The organism is Nitrospira tepida (assembly GCF_947241125.1).
GTDB classification, from domain to species: domain Bacteria; phylum Nitrospirota; class Nitrospiria; order Nitrospirales; family Nitrospiraceae; genus Nitrospira_G; species Nitrospira_G tepida.
Genome location: NZ_OX365700.1, coordinates 3,020,612 through 3,042,868, shown reverse-complemented (window position 1 = coordinate 3,042,868; position 22,257 = coordinate 3,020,612). Strand labels below are relative to the sequence as shown.

The window sequence follows — 22,257 nt, the reverse complement described above, 5'->3', positions numbered from 1 at the left end:
CACGGCGCGCTTCCCTGTCAAGAGAATCGGATGCAGCATCGGGTGAAGATCTGAGCAAAAGGGATAACAAAGCCATGGATAGAGCAGACTTTTACGGCATGTTGTGTTGTCCGAAATGCAAGGGCGACCTGACCCTGCGAAACGACGAATCGGCGTTCTCGTGCGCGACCTGCGCGTTCGTGTTCCCGATCGTCGACGGCATTCCGGTGCTGTTCCCCTGCAATGTCGAAGTCGAGATGAAACATCTCTTTACGCGCTATTGGGATGCCGAAGACAAGGCGCACCTGTACGATGCGAATGTCGAAGGGGCCGGCTCGATCTTCGGCATCTATAACCACGAATCAGAGATCTACGGACTGACCTACTATTTCGATCAGAACAAGCTGGGTCTGTTCCTTGATGCAGGATGCGGAAACGGACGCTTCCTGGAAACGCTGCCTCCGACGACCGTGTCGGTCGGCATCGATGCCTCGCTCAATCTCCTGCGAGCGGCGCAACGGCGGAAACGCGGACATTTTCACGTCTGCTGCGAGCTGGAGCACCTGCCCTTCAAAGACAATCTCTTCACCACGGTCATCAGTTGCCGGGTGATTCAGCATTTGAAGAAGCAAGAGGAGGCCGTCCAGGAACTCTGTCGCGTCACGAAGGTTGATGGAGACCTCATTCTGGAGCTGTACAATACGTGGAACCTGAAAACGATCTGGAAGGAAATCCGCATGTCCAGACTCCAGCCGGTCTTCAACGCGCCGTTCAAGTTGCTGTTCCGGTCCCTGTCGCCGTTCTCCGAGTGGGGGCTGAACTACGACAACTACAACCACTGGTTTGAGGTCAAGGGCTGGCTCAAAAAGAATCGCATGCGCGACTTGCAAGGCCGGGGGGTGGGATTCGGATTTCACAAGTATCTCTTCGACACGTTCTTCGTCAACGGAATTCTGGAAAGGCATGCGCCCGGCCTGCTGCGCACCTACTATGCGACCGCGTTTGCCGGTGAAAAACTGTTCGGCTCCATGATTCCGCTTCGCTATGTCATGGAAAAGATCGTGATGAAGTCGACCAAAGCCGCCTCCTAACCGGAGCCTCGTCGCCATGATTCAACGGGTGATCCAGGGCCTTGAGCATCGCGTGAAGGTTTCCAGGTTCTACAACCAGGAAGCGTATCAAGAACTGCGCCGGGAGGCGGAGCAACGCGGGGTCGTGGTGAAGGAGAACCGATTTCATCTGCGGGAAGCGGTGGAATGGATCAAGCGGGCCCAGGATGCCACGCCAGACCGGGGGGTGTCGCGGGCCTACAGCTCCGCCTGGCATCCGTTCTTCCGCGCAAAAGGATGGCAGCAATCGTATCCCGAAACGACCGGTTACATCATTCCGACGTTTCTGGATGCCGGCCGGTATCTGCAGGATCCGGATCTCAAGTCCCGCGCGCTCGCCATGGCGGATTGGGAAATCCAGGTGCAGATGCCGAACGGAGCGGTCATGGGAGGCGTGCTCAACCACCACCCGACCCCTGCGGTGTTCAATACGGGGCAGGTGATCCTCGGTTGGGTCGCCGCCTTTCAGGAAACGCAAGATGCCAGATACCTCGACGCGGCCAAGAGGGCGGGCAACTATCTCCTGGCGGTGCAACAGAACGACGGCGGGTGGGTGAAGGGGAACTCGGAATTCGCCAATCCCACCTCCACCACCTACAATTCTCGCGTGGGCTGGTCGCTGCTCCTTCTCGGTCAATGTGCCGGAGACCCGCGTTATGTCGAGGGAGGGGAGCGGAACATCCGATTCAGCCTCAGTCAGCAGAATGCCAATGGATGGTTTCGCAACAATTGTCTCACGGATTCTGCCGCGCCGCTGTTGCATACCATCAGCTATGCCATTGAGGGCATCTGGGGGGCCGGGGAACTGCTGAACCGCACGGAGTATCTTCAAAGCGCCAAGATGAGCGCCGAAAGGTTGTTGGGGACGCTCCGCGAGGACGGAAGCGTGCCGGGGAGACTGAACCATCATTGGCAGGGAACCGTGGCCTGGAGCTGCCTGACCGGCAATGCGCAACTGGCAGGAATCTGGCTGCGCCTGTTTTTAAAAGAGGGCGATCGGAGATTTCTCGATGGGGCTCGTCGGCTTCTCAGGTTTTTGAAGGCCTCACAGAACTGCGTGAGCGAGAACGGAGGCCTCCGGGGGGGCATCAAAGGATCGAGTCCCTTCGATGGAGACTACGGCCGCTTTGAAGTGCTCAATTGGGCGACCAAGTTCTACGTGGATGCGCTCCTTCTCGACGAGCAGGCGGAGGGGGCGGCAGATGGCTTGAAGATGAAAGAGGTCAAGACCGCCGTGGCCGGCTAGTTCCAGACGGCCGCAGGTCCGGCAGCGCCCGCCGACTTGACCACACGCCGGGAAGGACGGCAGCCTCTCGCGGTGGTCTTGCCCGATCGATCCCCCCATGAAGAACATCTTGATCATCGCCTATTACTTTCCGCCGGTGGCCGCCAGTGGGGCCATGCGTCCGCTCTCCTTCTGCCGGTATCTCGAATCCTGCGGGTGGCTGCCGCGCGTGCTCACGACCGATCCGGCCTCCGTGCATCCGCCTCACCCGGTGGATCGGCAACTGATGGCCAAGCTCCCATCTACCGTGAAGGTTGAGACGGTCCCGCATGGCAACCCCCTCCGGCGGTTGGTGGCCTGGCGGGATCGATTGCGGACCGCCATGAGTTCGAAGAAGGACGGGCAGCCCGAGGCATCACGAGTCCAAGAGTCGAACGGAAAGAGTCCGGCGGAAAGCGGATGGCTCGGGACGCTCAAGGATGTGGTCTTGGACCGGCTATTTGCATTTCCAGACCCGCAATGCGCCTGGCTCAAGCCGGCGGCGGCTGTTGCCAAGGGATGGCCGCAGTCGGAGATTCCGGACATCGTATGGGCAACGGGAGGACCATGGACCAGTCACCTGGTCGGTCAGCATCTCGCGCAATACTGGGGAATTCCCTATGTGGTGGATTACCGCGATCCCTGGACCAGCAACCCCTACATATCGTTTTCGTCCTCGTATCTTAACGGCTCAGCAAGGCGATTGGAGCGCTCTATTTGCCAGGGCGCGAGTAGGGTGATGACCAATACGCATGAACTGCGGGTGCAACTGGAACAGGACTATCCTGGGCTGGCCGGCAAAACCCTGACCATCACCAATGGCTTTGATCCGGATTCGTTTGCCGTGGGCTCCGCCGGCACGGGGACGGCCGGTCGAAGTCTCGGGGAACGGGCGAGGGGATCGAGGTTGGAACTCTGCCATTTCGGGACGGTATACGGGAAGCGCACCCCCGCGGTGCTCTTTCAGACCCTCGCTTATCTCCATCGGGAAGGGCGGCTGTCCGGTGAACGGCTGCGTCTCAGGTTCATCGGCGCCTGGGAGGTCGCGGAGCCGCAATGCGAAGACCTGGCACAGCGGCTGGAAAAAGTCGGGCTGCTCACGCGCGAACCGCCGGTGCCATATCAGGAATGTCTCCAACAGATGCGCGAGGCCGATGCCTTGCTCGTGATCCAGCCGGATTCTCCGCTTCAGATTCCGGGGAAAATCTATGAGTACCTTGCGACGAGACGCCCGCTGCTGCTGGTTGGAGGGGAGGGAGCGACCGCCAACCTCGTCCAGCGGCACCGGCTCGGCCTGGCCTGCCGCAACGATAGGGACGAGATCCGGCGCGTGATCACCGATTTGCTTGAGGGACGGCAAGCCTTGTCGCCCCCGCCTCAGGAAGAGATCGACCGATTCAACTATCGAAGCCTGACCGCGGATCTTGCGCGCGTCCTGGACGACGTGTGGAACGAACATCGGGACGGACATCGAAGGAATGCGGGCTAGCGCAGGCTGGACGTCGAGATACGATGGAATGCCGGATCGAAAATTTGGACAGGGATCAAGCGGCCGGCGGCCTCTGGGACCGCTATGTGCTCGATTCTCCCACCGCGACCGGCTATCACCTGGCCGCCTGGCGGCAGGTGATCGAGCAGACCTGCGGCCATCGGACCGTCTATCTCATGGCCCGGGATGGTCACGGGGAGATACGCGGCGTGCTGCCGTTGGTCCTGTTGTCGAGCCGGCTGTTCGGCCGGTTTCTGGTCTCGATGCCCTTTCTCAACTATGGCGGGGTAGATGCGGCTGATCGAGCGGTCAGGGAGAAGCTGCTGGAGGCAGCGGCCCAAGAGGCGAAAGCGCTCGGCGCAAGCCACGTGGAAATCCGGCAAGCTCAACCGCTGCCGATCGCATGGCGATGCAAGGACCACAAGGTCTCGATGCGGCTGTCGCTCCCGAGCGACTTCCAAACGCTCTTCAAGAGTTTCCCGTCCAAGCTGCGGAGCCAGATTCGCCGGCCCCAGAAGGAAGGGATGACGGTGAAGGTCGGCGGGGCAGATCTGTTGGAGGACTTCTATCGCGTCTTCTCGCGGAACATGCGGGATCTCGGGACTCCGGTTTATGGAAAAGGGTTCTTTCGAACCATCCTGGAGACCTTTCCGAAGGAAACCGCCGTCTGCTCGGTCTCATGGAACGGGCATCCGGTGGCGGCGGGCTTGGTCTATTCGTTTCGGGAGATGATGGAGATTCCCTGGGCCTCCTCGGATCGGCGGTATGATCGGCTGGCCCCCAACATGCTGCTGTACAGTTCGGTCCTGGAATATGCCTGCCAACAGGGGTGCAAGGTGTTCGATTTCGGGCGATCGACCCTGGACAGCGGAACCTATCGCTTCAAGGAACAATGGGGAGCGAAGCCGGTTCCGTTGTATTGGTATTACTGGCTCAAGGACGACAGGCCGCTGCCCGAGCTGAACCCCCACAATCCACGATACCGACTGGCCATCTCGCTCTGGCGGACCTTGCCGTTGCCGATTGCCAACCTGCTCGGTCCGCGTATCGTCAAATATTTGCCATGAAGATCCAATCCACATTGCCGCCGACCGCCGCGCCGGTTCCGCTTCGAGGGCTCTTCGCGGGATGCGCCGCGCTCCTGGCGGGAGGCTCCCATCGCAACCGGCTGGAGCATGAGCTGCGCGACATGTTCGGCGCCGACCATGTGTTTCTCCTCTCGTCCGGCAAGGCCGCGCTGGCGTTGATTCTGTCCGGACTCAAGCGGTTGTCGTCGAACCGCAAGGTAGTGATGCCCGCCTATACCTGCTACTCGGTGCCGTCGGCTGTCGTGAAAGCGGGGCTCGAGGTCGCGCTCTGCGATGTCACTCCAGCCACGCTGGATCTTGACTTAGCGCAACTCGCGAGGACGCTCGATGAGGACACGCTCTGCGTGCTGCCGACCCATCTGTTCGGATTGCCAGCCGATGTCGAAGGGGTCAAAGCCCTGTGCCGGCCGCGAGGGATCACGGTGGTGGAGGATGCCGCCCAGGCGATGGGAGGCAGTCGGCAGGGGCGATGGCTCGGCACGACCGGAGACGTGGGATTTTTTAGCCTCGGTCGCGGCAAGAACCTGTCCAGCGGCGGCGGCGGGGTGATCGTCACGAGGTCGGCTGCCATCGCCGCAGCCATTCGGGAGGGGTATGACCAGCTTCCAGAGGAATCGCGATGGACCGCTGCGGTGAAGCTGGCAGAGTTGATGGCGACCGAGGTCTTCATTCGCCCGCCGCTCTATTGGTTGCCGGCGGGATTGCCGTGTCTCGGGTTGGGGGAGACGCGATTTTATCGAGACTTTCCGGTTGAACAGATGGCCGAGGCGCGCGCCGCCACGCTCGTTGGGTGGCGCCATCGGCTTGACGAATCCAACCGGACGCGCCGCGAGCAGGCTGAGGCGTTCATTCAAGAGCTGGCCGCCCTTGCCCCGGAGGCGCAGGCCGTAACCGATCCGGAAGCCTCCTATCTGCGCCTTCCCGTGCTGGTGCGAGACCGTGCGGTGAAGCAGGCCCTGTGCGCGCGCGCGGCTGCGCTTGGGTTGGGGATCAGTGGGGCGTATCCCGGCACCATCCAACAGATTCCGGAATTGCAGGATCGGCTGGCGGTTCGCGAATATCCTGGTGCGATGGAGGTGGTGGAACGGCTGGTCACGCTCCCGACCCATCGGTTTGTGCGACCAGCGGACAGGGCCAGGCTGTGTCAGGTCCTACGAGATCTGAGTGTGGCTGGACGCAAGACTGACGGCGGACCGGAGGCTTCTCTTTCGTCTCCCGCCGTCCGAGCAACGTCCAGAGCTGAGTCCACGTGGGCGTCGTCCCCTCGTTCTCATCGGTAAGCCGGCCATGCTGATAGCATTGCTCTTTTGGCTCTCGGTCCTATTCGTGTGGTACGCCTATGTGGGGTATCCACTATTGTTGTGGTGTCTTGGCACGGTTCGAAGACAGGTCGTGCGAAAGGGGCTGATTCAGCCGTCGGTGACCTTCATCATCACGGCGTACAACGAGGAGAAACGGATTCGGGAGAAGATCGAGAATACGTTGACGCAAGACTATCCGAAGGACCGGTTGGACATCGTGATCGCATCGGATTGTTCGACGGATCGCACCGATCCGATCGTACAATCATTTCAGCCGTCCGGGATCCGGCTGGTTCGGCTGCCCCACAAGGGCGGCAAGGAGGCGGCCCAAAAATTTGCCGTCGAATCGACATCAAGCGACATCCTGGTATTTTCGGATGTCGCCACCATGCTCCCGCCAAATGGCATCAGTACGATCCTCAAGAATTTTGCCGACCCCAGCGTGGGTTGCGTCAGCAGTGTCGATTGTTTCATCGACCAGGACGGACGGGTGAGCGGTGAAGGGGCCTATGTGCAGTACGAGATGTGGCTACGACGGCTGGAAACGACCGTGAACAGCCTGGTCGGGCTCAGCGGGTCTTTTTTCGCCGCGCGCCGCGAGGTCTGTCTGGATTGGGCCTCGGATCTGCAAAGCGACTTCAATACCCTCTTGAACAGCGTCAAGAAGGGGCTGAGAGGCGTGTCTGACGAGGAGAGCGTCGGCTACTATAAGAACCTGGCGGATGAGCGCAAGGAATATGAGCGAAAGGTGCGGACGGTGGTCCGGGGGATTTCCGTATTTATGCGAAGTCTCGCGTTGCTGAATCCATTCAAGTATCATCTGTTCGCGTGGCAATTGATCAGCCACAAGCTCTGCCGTTGGATGGTGCCCTTCGCGTTGATCCTCGCATTCGTCACGAACGGCCTGCTGGCCCTCAATCCGGGCTGGTATCGGACGCTGTTCTGGGGGCAGGCGGCGTTTTATGGCCTGGCAGTCCTCTATCTGTGGTCCCAGCGGCTGCCGAAGGTCGCCATGTTGCGGTTGCCGTCGTTTTTTGTGATGGTAAACCTGTCGATCCTGGATGCCTGGTTCCGGTATCTGCGAGGGGATCGCATTCTCTCTTGGGATCCTTCAAAACGCTAGGGGTCATATATAAGAGAAAGGGTGTACGATGAACGAGCAGACTGATGTGAAGCAACTCCGCAGTTTCGGGCTCACGGTGGGAGGCGTGTTCCTCGTCATCGGCCTCTGGCCCCTGGTGTGGCGTGGCGAGGCCATGCGGCTCTGGGCGGTCATTCCGGCTTGCGCGCTGATCCCGCTTGGTCTCATCCTGCCCGGTGTCTTGGCCCCCCTGTACAAAGGCTGGATGGCGGTGGGACATGTGCTGGGATGGATTAACACTAGGATTATTCTGGGCATTCTCTACTATGGGCTCGTGGTGCCGATGGGACTGGTGATGAAAATGCTCGGCCGAGACCCGATGCGGCGGGCTTGGATTCCCGGAATGGACAGCTACCGGGTCGTCCGGGAGCCGCGGCCGCCATCGCATATGAAGAACATGTTCTAAGCAAGGGGGGGACAATGGGAGAATTTCTGACCGAACTCTGGGCGTTCATGAAAGAACGAAAGAAGTTTTGGCTGCTGCCGATCATCGTTGTGTTGGTGCTCTTGGGAAGCCTGATTGTCTTTACGCAAGGATCCGCGGTGGCGCCGTTTATCTACACGCTCTTCTAGTGTGCGCTTCCCCCTCACCGCCCCCCTCCTCACGGGGGAGAGGGTAAGGAGAGGGGAGAATGCCCTAGGCCGCAGCGAGATCAGCAGGCTGAAGACGATGGTTGGATCGAGGAGGCACGTGTTCACACATGGGGGCGGCAGGACTCAAGCGATATGTCTGGCGAAGGCTCGCGGGAGCCTACCACTGGTCTGGTGTCTCTCGGGCCCGACACAAAGGGACCGTCGCGATCCTGAACTATCATCGAGTCTTATCCGCTGAAGACCTCGATGCGGGCATCGTGCAATCCGGCATGTATGTGCGGGATGAGGTGTTCCGGATGCACATGGAGTACTTGCGGGAACGGTTCGAGGTCCTCTCGCTTTCGGAGTTGCTCGACCGCTGGCGAACCGGACGGTGGAAGGCCGACACAGCCGCCTGCGTGATTACATTCGATGACGGCTGGCTCGACAATTACCGGCATGCCTATCCGATCCTGAGGCGGTACAGGCTGCCTGCCACCATTTTTCTGCCGACGGATTTTGTCGGCACGTCGCGCTGGTTTTGGCCGGAACGGCTGGGCTATCTCCTGCGGACAGCCGATGCCCCGTCGTGCGCGCCCGAGCGGCGAACAGCCTTCTATCAGGCTCTCACCGAGGCTTTACAGACCCAGGAGAGGGGATCGGTCTTTCCATGGGACGTTGCTGCGGGACCGGACTCCTATGATCGCTTCATCGAGGCCTGTAAAGAGCTGGAAGCCGGCCGTTTGGAGCGGCTGCTGGCGAGCTTGAGCGAGATTCTGGGGATCACGGTTCCGGAAACCCGTGTCGTGATGAATTGGGATGAAGTGCGCGAGATGTCGCAACATGACATCTCATTCGGATCGCATTCCTGTTCACACCGCTTGATGACGCTGATTCCGGAAAAAGAGGTACGGCAGGAGGTGAACTCGTCGTACGAGAGGTTACGCGAGAGTGGAGCAGCCACAGTTCCCGTGTTCTGCTATCCCAATGGCAACTACAACGATCTCGTGCAACAAATCGTGAGAGAGGCGGGATACCAAGCTGCGGCCTCATGCGATCCGGGTCTCGAACGGGAGACGCCGGTGAATCTGATGGCGCTCAGGCGGATCTCGATCCATCATGACATCAGTGAGTCCCCGGCCCTCTTGGCACTGGCGCTGTCCGCTCTGCGGTAATGAAGGCCCGGGTATGGAGAAAGACGAGGGAGCCCATGTGAGGTGTCTCTCCGGCCAACATATTCAATGAGGCGAAGAAAAGGCGCCGGTTTTAGCAAAGGTCGGTGTGGAGGAACGATGAGCGTGCTGGTGACAGACGGCAATGAGCGGGCAGCGCTCGCCGTCACGCGCGCGCTGGGGCGAAAACAGATCGATGTGCTGGTCGGGTCGGAAACCGAGCGCTCCCTAGCCGGTTCATCGCGCTATTGCCGGCGTGCGTTTCGTTATCCGTCTCCATACGAAGATCCGAAGGGCTACCTCGATGTTTTGTTACAGATGGTGACCGATCGGCAAGTCGAGATGCTTGTGCCGATCTCCGATCTGGCGATGCACCTGATCGGGGAACGCAGGGCCCAGTTCGACGCGCGTACCAGAGTTGCCGCGCCCGCTCCGGCCGTCTATGAAACGCTATCGGATAAATATCGGCTGATGAGGCTCGCGCAACAGCTTGACGTGCCAATTCCCGACACTCTCTTCGTGGAAGAGGGTCGTCTTCCCCAGGACCTGCGGTCGGTGGGAGAATTTCCATTGATCGTCAAGCCGGGCCGATCGCGCATACCGATCGACGGCGCCTGGACCAACACCAGTGTACGCCAGGTGGTGAATCGGGAAGAATTGGAGCAGGTGTATCGACAGACCCCCTATCTCAAATGGCCGTCGTTGATTCAGCGGCGCATTGAGGGGGAAGGGCAGGGCATTTTCGCGCTCTGTGACCATGGCAGACCCGTTGCCTTGTTCGCCCACCGACGCCTGCGCGAAAAACCGCCGGCCGGGGGCGTGAGCGTCCTGCGGGAGAGCATCGAGCTGCCGAAGCCGATGGCCGACCACGCCCTGCGACTCCTGCACCATGTCGGCTGGCACGGGGTTGCGATGGTGGAGTTCAAAGTCGAGCGCCGGACCGGCATACCCTACCTGATGGAGATCAATGGACGTTTCTGGGGGTCGCTGCAACTGGCCGTCGATGCCGGCCTGAATTTTCCGTTCTTGCTGCATCAACTCATCTGTGGCCGCCCGGTGCAGGCGCCGGTCGGGTACCGCGTCGGGGTGAAATCCAGGTGGCTCTTGGGCGACCTCGATCATCTGTTGGCGAGACTGTTCAAGTCCGAGGAGACGTTGCGCCTTCCGCCTGGGGCTCCGTCGCGAATGCGATGCGCGCTGGAGTTTGCTCGGTTCTTCCAGAAAGACCTGCATTACGAGGTGGAACGGTGGGAGGATCTCGGTCCGGCGTGGCAGGAGCTGCGCGCCTATGTGAAGGCCATGGTGAAAGGACGAGCATGAGCGATGCCGGGTCCGCGGGCGTAAGAAGCACGGTCGGCCTCTACTTCCACGCCTTGCGCGCGGCGGCGGGCCATGTCTACCGGCGTCTCAAATTCCTGCGCCTGGCCTATGAGCAGGTCACGGCATCCAAAGTCTTGCCGCATCCGGTGAGAAGCGTGCTCTTCGTCTGCAAGGGAAATGTGTGCCGCAGTCCGCTGGCTGAAGCCTACTTTGCCGCCCAGGTGCGCAAGCAAGGATTGGCCATCTCGGTCTCTTCCGCGGGAATTGAGACAACCGCGGGAAAGCCCGCGCATCCTTTGGCGCAAGAGGTTGCCCGGCAAGGGGGGATCCTGCTGGCGCGGCACGCTACGACGCCGCTCTTTCAGGACCTCATGCAGCGATCGGATCTGGTGCTGGTCATGGAGGTGGCGCAGAAGGATCGGGTGGCCAAACTGTACCCGCGGGAGAGGCACAAGATCTTCGTCCTGGGTCGGTTCTGCAAGAAAGGACCGCTCGACATCGACGATCCCTACAGCGGCACGCCGGAAGACTTCAGGCTGTGCTTCGAGCGAATCCGCGAGTCCTGCGATCAGGTGCTCCGGCAGATCGTGGAGCGGAGCAAGGCCCAGGCGGCGAATGCGGATGCGGCGCAGCCATCAGCCAGGCCGGCCAACTAATCCGGCCGCTCAGCCCTTATGAACACGGTGTTGCACCTGTCGAGCAGCAGCGGACCCGGTGGGGCGGAGCGGATCGTCTGCGCACTGGCCGCCTCGCTGGACAGGAGCCGGTATCGATCGATCGTCGGGCTGTTCCGGCCCGGATGGCTGAAAGACCAATGCGAGAGCCGGGGACTGACCACCTATGTGCTCCCGCATGACGGGTTCATGCAGTGGAAATGGATGCGGGACTGTTATCGCTTGATCAAGCGGGAACGGGTGGATGTGATCCAGGCGCATGAGTTCGACGCCATCGTGCATGGGGCGCTGGTGGCGAAAATCGCAAGGGTGCCCTTGGTCGCCACCATCCACGGGAAACACTATTTCTGGGAAAAGCGCCGCCGCCGATGGGCCTATCGGTGGGTGAGTCGCTCCGCGCAGATGGTGGCCGTGTCGGAGGATCTCAAGCGGTTTGTGGTGGCCCGGACCGGCATCGCGGAGGATCGGATACAAGTGATCTATAATGGAGTCGACGAGGCGCCGGCAGCCGACCAGGACCAGGCATCACAGTACAAAAGGGACCTCGGACTCCCCGATGATGAGCTGGTCGTAGGGGTCGTGGGGAACCTGTACCCGGTCAAGGGCCATACCCACTTGCTCGATGCAATCCCGCTCGTGCTGAAGGACTGCCCCAGGACGACCTTTCTGCTGATCGGCCGCGGTGAGCTCGAAGTGCCGCTGAAAACGAAGGCCAAAACGCTTGGGATCGAGGAAAGGGTCCGGTTCCTCGGCCTGCGGCACGATGTCCCGAAGTTGCTGGCGGTCATGGACGTGTTCGCCATGCCGTCGCTGTCCGAAGGATTGTCGATTGCGCTGCTGGAGGCGATGGCGGCTGCCAAGCCGGTGGTGGTGACCCGCGTCGGGGGAAATCCGGAGTTGGTGGTGGAGGGGGAAACCGGGTACCTCGTTCCGGCCGGAGAGGCCCCCCCGTTGGCGAAGGCGATTCTTGCGCTGTTGGGCGATCCGAGCCGGGCGGCCCTGTTTGGGTCGCGAGCCAAGCAGCTTGTGGAGGAACGGTTTACGCTGCGGCTCATGGCCGACCGGTATGGCGCGCTGTACCAACAGGCGATCAGTCGGAAACCGGCGCGAGCTGTGGTGGCCGCGTGACGACGGCCATGGACTAAAGGAGCAACAAAGGATGAGCCTGCGTGATCGCCTGTACAACGTGTATTGGAAAGCCCGGGATATGATCGTCCCGGAGTTCGAGTATTCGCAACATGTCTATGAGGCGGTCTTGAAACAGCACGTCCAGGAAGACACGCGCTGGCTGGACCTGGGCTGCGGGCATACGCTCCTGCCGTTCTGGAGAAGCCGGGGCGAGGAGGAATTGACGACGCGCTGCCGGTCCCTCACGGGACTGGATTTTGATCTCCCGTCGTTGAAAGCCCATCAACGGCTCAGGCGCAAAGTCCGGGGGGACATCGGCAAACTGCCGTTTCCCGACGGAGCCTTCGATCTGGTGACGATGAACATGGTGGTGGAACATCTGGACGATCCCGGCCGGCAGTTCGGAGAGGTTCGGCGCGTGCTGGCCCCCAAGGGCCTCTTTATCTTTCATACGCCGAACCTGTTCGGCTATGGCGCGCTGCTGTCCATGCTGGTGCCGGAGTTCATCAAGGCGCCGCTGGTGGCCCTGGTCGAAGACCGGGAAGAGCACGACATTTTCCCGACGCATTATCGCGCGAATCGCGAGAAAACAATTCGAGCGTTGGCCGGGCAGCAGGGGTTCACCGTGGCGGAGTTCAAGCTCTCGGTCACCGACGCCATTTTCAAGACCCTGCCGCCGCTGTTTGTTCCCGAGTTGGTCTGGATTAAGCTGCTGATGACGCGGTCGTTGAGATCGTTACGAACCAACATCATCGCCGTCCTTCAAAAGATCGGATGAGCAGCGCAGAGTTTCCGCAAGATCAGCGAGTCCCAAAGCAGGACCTTCCTGTGACACAACCAGATGCCGGGGATCATTCCCCATCGTGAGGGCTGGAGTGCGAACGGTCGCGGTTGATGCGGCTCAAAACAGAACAGGGCTTCAGGCTCGTAGTGCACAAGTGAGCAAGGGAAAGGGACCCTTCACCATAATCCTCCTGGCGCTCCTGTTCGAGTTCGGCCGTCCTCAGGAGATCATCCCGGGGATTAAGGTGATCCCCTTCGCGTCGTTGCTGGATGGCCTGCTGATCCTCTCCGTCCTCAATGCCGGGAAATTCAACCTGGCCAAAAAGCAAACCAAGTTCTGGGTGGCCCTCTTTGCCCTCATGGTGGTCCATGTCCCAATAGCCGTCAATAATTTTTGGGCCGCGATGTTGGTAAAGGACATGTTCCTGACGTTCGGGCTGTATTTGGGCATCATCACCTTCGTCGATAGCTTGGACAGGTTCAACCGGGTCATGAAGGTCTGGCTCGGGGTCCATGCGATCCTGGCAGTCCTCGGGGTGTTGAACCATGGCCAAGGGGTGGGCGGATGGCTCGGCGATGAGAACGACTTCTGCATGGAGATGGACGTAGCGGCCGCATTCGCCTTGTTCATGATGTCTTCAAAGGGGGTGGGGGTGTCGCGGCCTATGTATATTGGTCTCTTGTGTCTCTTTGTCCTGGCGGCAATGGCAACAATGTCTCGAGGCGGCTTCATCGGCCTGGCTGCAGTGGGGATCTATTGGTGGATCAGATCGCCCAACAAAATCATGCCGATTTTTCTGGGAATAATAGTGGTCATGTTCATGGCCTTGGCAGCCCCGGATGCCTATTGGGAACGGATTAAATCCACTACCGACGAAGAGAATCTGAGTAGTGAGGGAGGAGGAACAGGCGCGGCACGGCTTTATACCTGGGGCATCGGATTGGAAATGTTTTTCCATAATCCCATTATTGGAGTCGGACAGGGTAATTTTCCCTGGACGTTTGAGGAGTATCAGGGTGATAGGACCTGGGAAGGCAAATCATTGGCCGGTCGTGCAGCGCACTCGATGTACTTTACGCTCCTTCCAGAACTGGGTTTGGTTGGGCTTGCCATTTTTCTAGGCATGCTGGTGAACAGCTTCAAGGATTTGAAGTGGGTGAGTCATGCGGCCGTGGAATGTGAAGTGCCAACCAGACACAAAATAAGGGTGATCGAGACAACTGATGAGATCCGCAGGCGGAATGGAATACGGAGTGCTCTCTTCCTCGCGCGAGCTATTGAAGCAGGATTCATCGCCTATCTTGTCGCCAGTATCTTTGTGGCGACACTCTACTATCCCACATTTTGGGTGCTCGTAGCGTTTTCAGTTGCCCTACGGAATTGTGTGGCAAATGAAGTAGAATCGGAAGGTGAGCAAAGGGAACACGCGCTTGGAGCGAGATCTCTTGGGAAAGTGCGGAGATCAACATTCTCCTCCGGCGCAAAAGAAGAATTTCGTCCGAGCTAAACTTCTGGTCTGGCTCAATTCCTTGAGTGCGGTCTTGGTTGGGGGGAGCATTAGCCAACGACTGTGGAAAATAGAAACACGCGCAGAGCAAATATATTCTTAACTACTACGCTGCTGTTCGCTTCGCTCGTGATGTCGGCTATCGTGGGCGAAGTGCTGTTGCGGTCGTTGGGCTATGCGGGGGCACCAGAATCGCAAATTGGAAACATTCGTCAGGTTAACGACCCGATACTCAATTGGCGGTTTATTCCAAACTCAAGAGTCCAGGATGGGAAGATCGTCCTTGCTTATAACAGCGCAGGCTTCAGGGATCGAGAACATGCTAGGCAAAAACAGCCCGGAGTGAGGAGGGTGATTGTATTAGGGGATTCGGTGACCGAAGGCGCCGGGGTCGAATCGGAGGCGATGTTTTCGAGCCGCTTGCAAGACCTGCTTGGCTCCCAGTACGAGGTCATCAACCTCGGCATGAGCGGGCTGAATACGCCGCAGGAAGTCCATGTTCTGGAGGTCGAAGGGCTTGGCTATGATCCGGACCTCGTGATTGTGAATTTCGTGCTCAATGATTGCGATTTTTTTCCGAGTTCCATGCGGCCAAGCAGTTCATGGAGGACAAGGATGCAAAGATCGGCCTCTTGGGAGACATCGGTATCGATCCCAGAATCAAGCGGTGGCTCAAGTCGTCGGCGTTCGTGTACTTTGTGAAGAGCAGAATCGAGCACCTGGTCGGCATGGCCACGGGGAAGGGAGAGAGCAACTACTACCGACATCTATGGAGCCAAGACTATTGTTATCAGAGGATGACCGAAGGATTCGATAGGCTGAAAGACCTCCGTGCGAAGCACTCATTCGATGTCCATCTGATCATCTGGCCGCTGCTGGTCGACTACAAACCCTATGCCTTTGCTCCTATTCATGAACGAGTCAAGCGCGAGGCAGAAACACGTGGATTCAAGGTCTTCGACCTAGTCGAGACCTTCGCATCTCTGTCCTATCGCAAATTGCAAGTCACCGCTGAAGACAATGTACATCCAAATGGACTGGGACATCGGCAAGCAGCCGAGTCTTACGTAAGTTGGGTGTATGATCGGGGTTATTACAAACAGCACTGAGTTCGGACGTCTAGTGGGTCTACTTGGTGAGATAATTAGACATTATCGTCTCAGCTAAGGCAGTTGCCAATGCTTGGTTTCCTTCCTCGGTCAGATGGACGTAACTGGCAAAATATTCGGGATGTTGGTTAATGATGCGTATGTTGTCCACCACCGGAATAGAGAGTTGTTTGGCGATCCCATCCAACGTCTGTAGGAGTTCCGAATGAATTATAAGCGTCACCTCCTCGCTCGACAAAAACTCACCATGCTCTAATTTTTGTCTAGCGAAGTTCAAGTCCCCTTCGTAGGTCCATTTCATTTCAGGCGAGTTACCACGTATCTCTGGCATTCTGATGGGCTGTTTAATAAACAGCACGTGGATTCCTTTATCCCGGGCAAGGGCGACGATGTCTCGTAAGTTCTTATCAAACCTCTCTCTGTGGAGAGCAACCTGAGTCTTAATGTAGTCTTCATTCGAGAGATTAGCGTATTTGGCATACTTTGAGTGAAGCTCGGGGCCGCCAAGCATACTGCTTAATCGTTTCAGCGCTACATAAATAGCCAAATGCTCGTGCAGCCACCGAAGAGTGCGTTGTGTCACCGTCATATCTATGATGCGAACCGCATCGTTATACGCTGAGTAGACAGTAATAAGATCAGGGCTGTATTGCCATAGTTCATTCCTAAGAATGGAGACAAGGTTATCTGATGTGAAGTGGGGAATGCCAGCGTTGATGACCTCGACTCGGATTGGGCTTTCATGGAGGCGCTCATTTAGTAATCTTTGCAGGATAGAAGGATAGGTAAATTCGTCACGGTCAAAGAACCCGAACGTTGACGATCCTCCCAGACAGATGATACGAAATGAGTTCGGATCCTTTTGGGGAGAGAAATCTTCGCCGCGAAAACCAAGCGAATTGATTCGAATCGGTGTCGGTTTTTGAAACATGCCATACTGCTTCAGCGTTCTATTGGGAGGAAACTTGAAATATCCATCATAGGCAGCGGAGTGTCCTTCTGGATCATCGTCGGCCATGACCGACCGAAATCCATAAAACAGGAAATAGGGGCTTCTATTGTAGAGAAAGAATGCTCCAACTCTTATAGAGGCTTCTAGGAACACCAAACCAGCTAAAATCAATATAAGGGCGAACAGAATTTGCTTTTGAGCAGACAGAGCTTTCATCTCACCTGCTTTAAGAAGGAACTTTACTCGTTGAGTATTGTTGTTTGCTAATTTGGAAATTCAAAATGTTCTAAATGGATTATGCTATCGTTGGGCTTCACGCCGGGCACACACGGCGTAGTAGATGAATTCTGAAAGGCCCGCGTAGGCTTTCAGCTTGTCCTTCAAGGCTGCCGACTTGAGATCCTGCTCTTTCGCCTTCCGATAATCGTTGATGAATTCTTTCTGCACGGCAAAGCCATGGGCCGTCAGAAAGGCACGGATCGAAGCGGCCGTGAAGGTATAGGGATGGCCCCGATCGATCTTGAGGCGTGACAGGATTCGATGGAGGAATGCGCCCCAGGTCGTATGGATGTTCACGGCAAAGTACAGCAGCCCATCAGGTTTCATCACTCGTCCGATCTCGTGCAAGACCTCCGAGGCTTGATGCACATGGTCCAGGACGTTGTCGAGTACGACGAGCGAGAAGGTGTTCGATTCAAACTGGAGCCGCTCCCCGCTCCCCGCGGAATAGGTGACGGTCTTATCGCGAAGCTGGCAGAGCGCCTGTTCGGAGCGATAAAAATCCTCCAAGGGATCGACGGCGTAACGTGTGCCCCAGGGGAGAAAGCTCGCGATGCCGACCGGGCCGCTGCCCACTTCGAGCACCACAGCCGAGTCCTTCATCTGCGGACGAAGGAATTCCGAGAGATGCTCCTCCATGAGCTTGGCCTTCCATGAGTACCAGCTCATCTGGCCGACCGCGCCTGCAGCTATTTGGCGAGCTTGGTTCTGCCAAAACGACCGTTCGTACTCCTGCGCAACCCGCCATCGGTCTTGGGTGATCATGCGTCTGTCCTCGCCGAGGTTGAAGTGAAAGGTGTGTTTGGTTCACAGCGGGTGGACCGGGATCTTTGGCCCGGTCAAATTATAGGGTAGCGGAGGGAATTCTGTCTATCATTCGACGGGATACGGCGAGCGGTCAATCGACTATCGAGTTCTCCTGTAGCTCAGTGAGATGATCAAAGTCTGCCATGTCACCATGGGCGATCTCTGGGCTGGGGCCGAAGTTCAGTTGTTAGCCCTGGTCGATGCACTCGTCAAGAGGCCCGATCTCGAATGCTCCATCGTCCTGCTCAATGAAGGGCGGCTGGCCTCGGAGCTACGGGCTCTTGGAGTATCGGTAACGGTATTCCCCGAGACGAAGTGGCATCCGGGGAGGCTGTTGAGAGAATTGACCGCCTACTGTCGAGCCGGCAAGTTCGATCTGCTCCATACCCATAAATACAAGGATACGATTCTGGGGACAATCGCCGCGGCCCGCTGCGGAATTCGGCATGTCGTCAGGACGGTGCACGGCTTGACGGAGCCGTTTCGGGGAGTCCAATCGTTCCGCATGGGGCTGTATGAACTGTGCGACAGTCTGGCGATCAGGCTGAAGGTAGGTCGATTGATTGCCGTGTCTTCGCAGATCGAACAGGTACTGAGTCGGCGATATGGTCCAGAAAAGGTCGTGCAGATTCACAATGGCGTACAAATCGGTCGGATTCAGAGAATTAGGATGCCCCAAGAGACGCGGCAACTGTTGGGGATCGATCCTGCCCACCGTCTCATCGGAACGGTAGGCCGGCTGACGGCAGTGAAGGGTCATGAGCACTTCCTTGAGGCAGCCCAACGGCTCTTGCGGGACAGGCGCGACCTGCGTTTTGTGATCGTGGGCGACGGTCCCCTGCTCGATCATCTCCAAGACCAGGCGAGACAACTCGGTGTCGCCGATTACGTGACTTTCCTTGGCCATCGTGATGACACCTACGATTTAATAGGCGCGATGGATCTGTTCGTGCTACCATCGCTGCACGAAGGGATTCCGATGGTGCTCCTCGAGGCCCTGACCTTGGCGAGACCCGTCGTGGCGAGCAGGGTCGGAGGGATCCCGGAAGTGATCACAGACTCCATCCAGGGGTTGCTGATCCCGACGGCCGATCCCACGGCATTGGCCGAGGCCTGCCGGAGGTTTCTTGATGACGAACGCCTCGCCGAGCGCTGCGGCCGAGCCGGGCTGCTCAGAGTCCAAGAAGACTTTTCGGCTGAATCCATGGGCGAGAAGGTGGCGGCCCTCTATCGCGAGCTGGTGAGGAGGACCCCGGCTGGATAAGCGGAAACGCCGTTTGGGGTGAGAGAGGTGACTCCTGCTCCCTTTATGATCATGCTGCTTGCCGGTCCGCAAGCCAGTTCCTCAGCCAGAGCGTGAAGGTCCGTGCCCTGCCGATCGATCCGTGGCTGATCATGATGTGTATGGCCTGAGACCGTATGAATAACGTGATTGGCATTTTTACCGTCCTCCTCCTCTTGCCGCTCAGCTTGCTGGTCCTGTATCAGTGGGTGCTGGGCCTCATCTCCTTGTGGTTCCGTCGTCCGGACATTCATCCGCCCAATGGACATCACGCTCGGTTTCTGGTGCTGATTCCGGCTCATAATGAGGAGTTGGGAATCGAGAGCACGTTCCAAAGCTTCAGGCAACTGGATTACCCTGCGGACTCCTATCGGGTCGTGGTGATTGCCGATCGCTGTACGGATGCCACGGCCGCCGTCGCTCGGCAGCATGGGGCTGAGTGTTTCGAACGGTTCGAGGGAATGCCGGGAAAGGGGGCGGCGATTGCCTGGGGCATTCAGGAAGCGCGTGAAGCCAAATTGGCGTTTGACGCGGTGGTCATTGTCGATGCCGATACGGTCGCAGATCGAGAACTCCTGCGTGCCTTCCATTGGGGCCTCCAGGCCGGCCATCAGGTTCAACAGGGCTACAATTACATTTCCAACCCCTGGGCGACGCCGTTCACCCGCATCATCGCGGTCACGGGCGCGCTCCGAAACGGCCGCTACTATACCGGGAAAACCGTCTTGGGCTTGTCGGGCATGTTGACGGGGACGGGCATGTGCATCGGGGCAACGGTACTGGAACGATATGGATGGACGGCCTTCTCGGTCGGGGAAGATTGGGAATTTTCCGTCGCGCTACTCTTAAGCGGGCAACCGATCTATTTTAATCCTCTCGCCAAGACCTACGCGAAGGAGTCGCAGGGTCTGAAACAGGCCTCGCGGCAGCGGTTGCGGTGGGCCAGCGGCAGATATGCGATCATGGGAAAGAAGGTCTGGGCTCTCATTCGGGAGGGGATTCGGACCGGGTCCCTCTCCCTCCTCGATTCGGCCGGGACGCTGGTGGCGCCCAATTATTCGAGCCAGGCTTCGCTGTCGATCCTTTGTCTGATTACGAGCGCGGTGAACGCAGGCGATTCTGTCTGGGGCTTTACCTTTTCTTGGGCTGTCGCCTTGTTCACGGCGGTGGCAGGGTATTTTGTGCTGGGGGTCTGTTCCACCGAATCGCCGGCGAAAGCCTTGGGGGGCTTGCTGCTCATCCCTGTGTTTTTGCCCTGGCGGCTCACGATTGAACTGCTGGGCATGCTCGGCTATGGGCGGCGACATTGGGGGCGCATGTCTCGAAGTACGACGTCCTCGCAACAGGTCAATCGCTGAGGCTGGACCATGTGCGGTATTGTCGGATCTGTACAACCGAAGGTGGAAGGGGTCGATCAATCGCTGGTCCGCCGGATGTGCGGATTGATCACGCGGCGCGGCCCGGACGACGACGGGTTCTATTTCGGAGATCGGATCGGGTTGGGGATGCGCCGCCTCTCGATTATCGATCTGCATGCCGGCAAGCAGCCGATTCACAATGAGGACAAGACGGTCTGGGTGGTCTTCAACGGAGAGATCTACAACTACCGGGAGCTACGCCGTGATCTTGAGAAGCGGGGCCACCGGCTGCTCACGGCCTCGGATACCGAATGCCTCGTCCATCTCTACGAGGATTTTGGGGAGGAACTGGTCTCCCATCTGCGGGGCATGTTCACGTTTGCGATCTGGGATGATCGGCAGAAGAAACTCTTGCTGGGACGGGACCGTTTGGGCATCAAACCCTGCTATTACTGGCAGCATAAGGGGGCGCTGTACTTCGGTTCGGAACTCAAATGCCTGCTCGCCATTGAAGGACTGGAACGGAGCATCAACCTGCCAGCTCTCTCGGATTATCTGACGTTCAAATACGTGCCTGGTCCGCAGACGATCTATGAAGGCATTCGCGAGTTGCCGCCGGCCCACATCGGCCTGTGGAGCGACGGATCCTTTCACGTCAAGCGGTACTGGCAACTCAAGCCGCCATCCGGCGAACCCCGGTCGCTCGACTACTATGCCGAGGGGCTGCTGCACGAACTTGAGGAAGCGGTCCGGCTCCATCTGGTCAGCGAGGTTCCGCTGGGGGCGTTCCTTAGCGGCGGCATCGATTCCAGCGCGATCGTCGCGCTGATGTCTCGGGCTGGGCAGGGCAAGGTGAAGACCTTTACGATCGGATTCGAGGACGGGCAGGTGGGGGTCGATGAACGGCCCTTTGCAAGGACCATTGCCACTCAGTACGGCACCGACCATTCCGAATATGTCTATGAAGACCCGCAACGGCAGGTTGGAGACATGTTGCCGGCGATCATGCAGTCGTTTGACGAACCCTTCGCCGATTCATCGGCCATTCCCAATTACATGATTGCCGAAGCCGCGCGGAAATATGTGACCGTCGCCTTGTCAGGTACGGGCGGCGATGAGCTCTTCGCGGGCTATGAGCGGTATCGTGGGGCCTTGGCGGCGGAACGGTACCGGCACATTCCGCGCGCTGTGCGGCAGGGCCTGCTGAGTCCCCTCATCAATAGGCTTCCCGAGTTCCGGGCTGCGGGCCCCTGGGTCGATCGGCTGAAGCGGTTTACTCAAGGGGTAGACCTTCCATTGCCTGAGCGGTATCAGCGGTTCCTGGCGGCGTTTGATGAGGATGAGAAGACCCAACTCTTCAACAAAGAGGTGCTGAACTGTCTCAAGCGAGAGAGGCATCAGGCGACCCCGCTGGCGATGGACCAGGTGCCGGCGTCCGACGATCCGTTGGAGTGGATGCTTCGCGCGGACCTGCACACCTATCTCCCGGATGATGAGTTGCGGAAGACTGATCGGCTGAGCATGTGGCATTCGCTCGAGGTGCGGGTGCCGTTTTTGGATCACAAGGTCGTCGAGTTTGCGGCGGGGATTCCGGCCAAGTACAAGTTGCATGGCATGACGAAGAAGTATGTGTTGATCCAGGCCCTGGACGGCATCATTCCGAAACACATCTTGGGACGTAGAAAACAGGGGTTCTCAATTCCGCTGAGCGACTGGCTGCGGGGACCGCTGCGGGATTTTGTTCGAGACCATCTCTCTGTTGCTGCAATTTCGAGGGCAGGATACTTTGATGCGGCCGCCGTCGAAACGCTATTGGATCAGCATGATCGCCAAACGCACAACCATGAAATAAAGATCTGGACCCTGTTGGTCTTCATGGTGTGGCATGGGTTGTACGTGAATCGGTGAGACGAAGCGAGGCGATGAATGCACAATACTGAG

Annotated in this window: 21 protein-coding genes; 19 read left to right on the top strand and 2 right to left on the bottom strand. The window is 58.4% G+C overall.

Going from position 1 to position 22,257, the window contains the following annotated elements; translation table 11 throughout:
* The first annotated feature begins 74 nt into the window (after positions 1–74).
* From QWI75_RS14410 to QWI75_RS14340, 16 genes are all read left to right on the top strand, one after another.
* Positions 75–1,070, top strand: coding sequence for a methyltransferase domain-containing protein (locus tag QWI75_RS14410; RefSeq protein WP_289269278.1), 996 nt, complete (start codon positions 75–77; stop codon positions 1,068–1,070).
* A gap of 16 nt (positions 1,071–1,086) precedes the next feature.
* Positions 1,087–2,334, top strand: coding sequence for a glycoside hydrolase family protein (locus QWI75_RS14405; protein ID WP_289269277.1), 1,248 nt, complete (start codon positions 1,087–1,089; stop codon positions 2,332–2,334).
* Between the two features lie 97 nt (positions 2,335–2,431).
* A complete protein-coding gene (locus tag QWI75_RS14400) occupies positions 2,432–3,841 on the top strand; it encodes a glycosyltransferase (protein WP_289269276.1) in 1,410 nt (469 codons plus the stop codon).
* Positions 3,842–3,864: 23 nt separating this feature from the next.
* Positions 3,865–4,908, top strand: a complete 1,044-nt coding sequence (locus tag QWI75_RS14395; protein ID WP_289269275.1) for a FemAB family XrtA/PEP-CTERM system-associated protein — start codon at positions 3,865–3,867, stop codon at positions 4,906–4,908.
* Complete coding sequence (locus QWI75_RS14390) at positions 4,905–6,209, top strand: aminotransferase class V-fold PLP-dependent enzyme (RefSeq protein WP_289269274.1); 1,305 nt, start codon at positions 4,905–4,907, stop codon at positions 6,207–6,209. Before QWI75_RS14395 ends, QWI75_RS14390 begins: the two co-directional genes overlap by 4 nt.
* Positions 6,210–6,216: 7 nt before the next feature.
* The gene (locus QWI75_RS14385; RefSeq protein ID WP_289269273.1) at positions 6,217–7,353 is read left to right on the top strand and encodes a glycosyltransferase family 2 protein; all 1,137 of its coding nucleotides are present in this window, start codon (positions 6,217–6,219) and stop codon (positions 7,351–7,353) included.
* 28 nt (positions 7,354–7,381) lie between these two features.
* Positions 7,382–7,777, top strand: a complete 396-nt coding sequence (locus tag QWI75_RS14380; protein WP_289269272.1) for an SxtJ family membrane protein — start codon at positions 7,382–7,384, stop codon at positions 7,775–7,777.
* Between the two features lie 14 nt (positions 7,778–7,791).
* Positions 7,792–7,944 (top strand): DUF5989 family protein, encoded by a 153-nt coding sequence (locus QWI75_RS14375; RefSeq protein ID WP_289269271.1) that lies wholly within the window; start codon positions 7,792–7,794, stop codon positions 7,942–7,944.
* Between the two features lie 128 nt (positions 7,945–8,072).
* A complete protein-coding gene (locus QWI75_RS14370) occupies positions 8,073–9,119 on the top strand; it encodes a polysaccharide deacetylase family protein (protein WP_289269270.1) in 1,047 nt (348 codons plus the stop codon).
* Positions 9,120–9,236: 117 nt separating this feature from the next.
* Complete coding sequence (locus QWI75_RS14365) at positions 9,237–10,436, top strand: carboxylate--amine ligase (RefSeq protein ID WP_289269269.1); 1,200 nt, start codon at positions 9,237–9,239, stop codon at positions 10,434–10,436.
* The gene (locus tag QWI75_RS14360) at positions 10,433–11,092 is read left to right on the top strand and encodes a low molecular weight protein-tyrosine-phosphatase (RefSeq protein ID WP_289269268.1); all 660 of its coding nucleotides are present in this window, start codon (positions 10,433–10,435) and stop codon (positions 11,090–11,092) included. Before QWI75_RS14365 ends, QWI75_RS14360 begins: the two co-directional genes overlap by 4 nt.
* Before the next feature lie 18 nt (positions 11,093–11,110).
* Entirely contained in the window at positions 11,111–12,238 is a 1,128-nt protein-coding gene (locus QWI75_RS14355) for a glycosyltransferase (RefSeq protein ID WP_289269267.1), read from the top strand.
* A 31-nt stretch (positions 12,239–12,269) separates the two neighbouring features.
* Complete coding sequence (locus tag QWI75_RS14350; RefSeq protein WP_289269266.1) at positions 12,270–13,016, top strand: class I SAM-dependent methyltransferase; 747 nt, start codon at positions 12,270–12,272, stop codon at positions 13,014–13,016.
* A 97-nt stretch (positions 13,017–13,113) separates the two neighbouring features.
* On the top strand, positions 13,114–14,529 hold the full coding sequence (locus QWI75_RS14345; RefSeq protein ID WP_289269265.1) for an O-antigen ligase family protein: 1,416 nt from the start codon (positions 13,114–13,116) through the stop codon (positions 14,527–14,529).
* 132 nt (positions 14,530–14,661) lie between these two features.
* Positions 14,662–15,231 (top strand): SGNH/GDSL hydrolase family protein, encoded by a 570-nt coding sequence (locus tag QWI75_RS22890; protein ID WP_370693644.1) that lies wholly within the window; start codon positions 14,662–14,664, stop codon positions 15,229–15,231.
* Entirely contained in the window at positions 15,132–15,638 is a 507-nt protein-coding gene (locus QWI75_RS14340) for an SGNH/GDSL hydrolase family protein (RefSeq protein ID WP_289269264.1), read from the top strand. Before QWI75_RS22890 ends, QWI75_RS14340 begins: the two co-directional genes overlap by 100 nt.
* A 19-nt stretch (positions 15,639–15,657) precedes the next feature.
* On the opposite strand, the gene QWI75_RS14335 is transcribed toward QWI75_RS14340, so the two are convergent.
* Both QWI75_RS14335 and QWI75_RS14330 read right to left on the bottom strand, forming a co-directional pair.
* Positions 15,658–16,806: an SGNH/GDSL hydrolase family protein gene (locus tag QWI75_RS14335; protein ID WP_289269263.1), complete on the bottom strand. Its 1,149-nt coding sequence runs from the start codon at positions 16,804–16,806 to the stop codon at positions 15,658–15,660.
* Positions 16,807–16,890: 84 nt separating this feature from the next.
* Positions 16,891–17,634 (bottom strand): class I SAM-dependent methyltransferase, encoded by a 744-nt coding sequence (locus QWI75_RS14330; RefSeq protein ID WP_289269262.1) that lies wholly within the window; start codon positions 17,632–17,634, stop codon positions 16,891–16,893.
* A 169-nt stretch (positions 17,635–17,803) separates the two neighbouring features.
* Here QWI75_RS14330 and QWI75_RS14325 point away from each other — a divergent pair, with 169 nt between their 5' ends.
* From QWI75_RS14325 to asnB, 3 genes are all read left to right on the top strand, one after another.
* Positions 17,804–18,940, top strand: a complete 1,137-nt coding sequence (locus QWI75_RS14325; protein ID WP_289269261.1) for a glycosyltransferase family 4 protein — start codon at positions 17,804–17,806, stop codon at positions 18,938–18,940.
* Positions 18,941–19,095: 155 nt separating this feature from the next.
* Positions 19,096–20,316 (top strand): glycosyltransferase family 2 protein, encoded by a 1,221-nt coding sequence (locus QWI75_RS14320; protein ID WP_289269260.1) that lies wholly within the window; start codon positions 19,096–19,098, stop codon positions 20,314–20,316.
* 9 nt (positions 20,317–20,325) lie between these two features.
* Positions 20,326–22,224, top strand: a complete 1,899-nt coding sequence (gene asnB / locus QWI75_RS14315) for an asparagine synthase (glutamine-hydrolyzing) (protein WP_289269259.1) — start codon at positions 20,326–20,328, stop codon at positions 22,222–22,224.
* Positions 22,225–22,257: the final 33 nt, after the last annotated feature.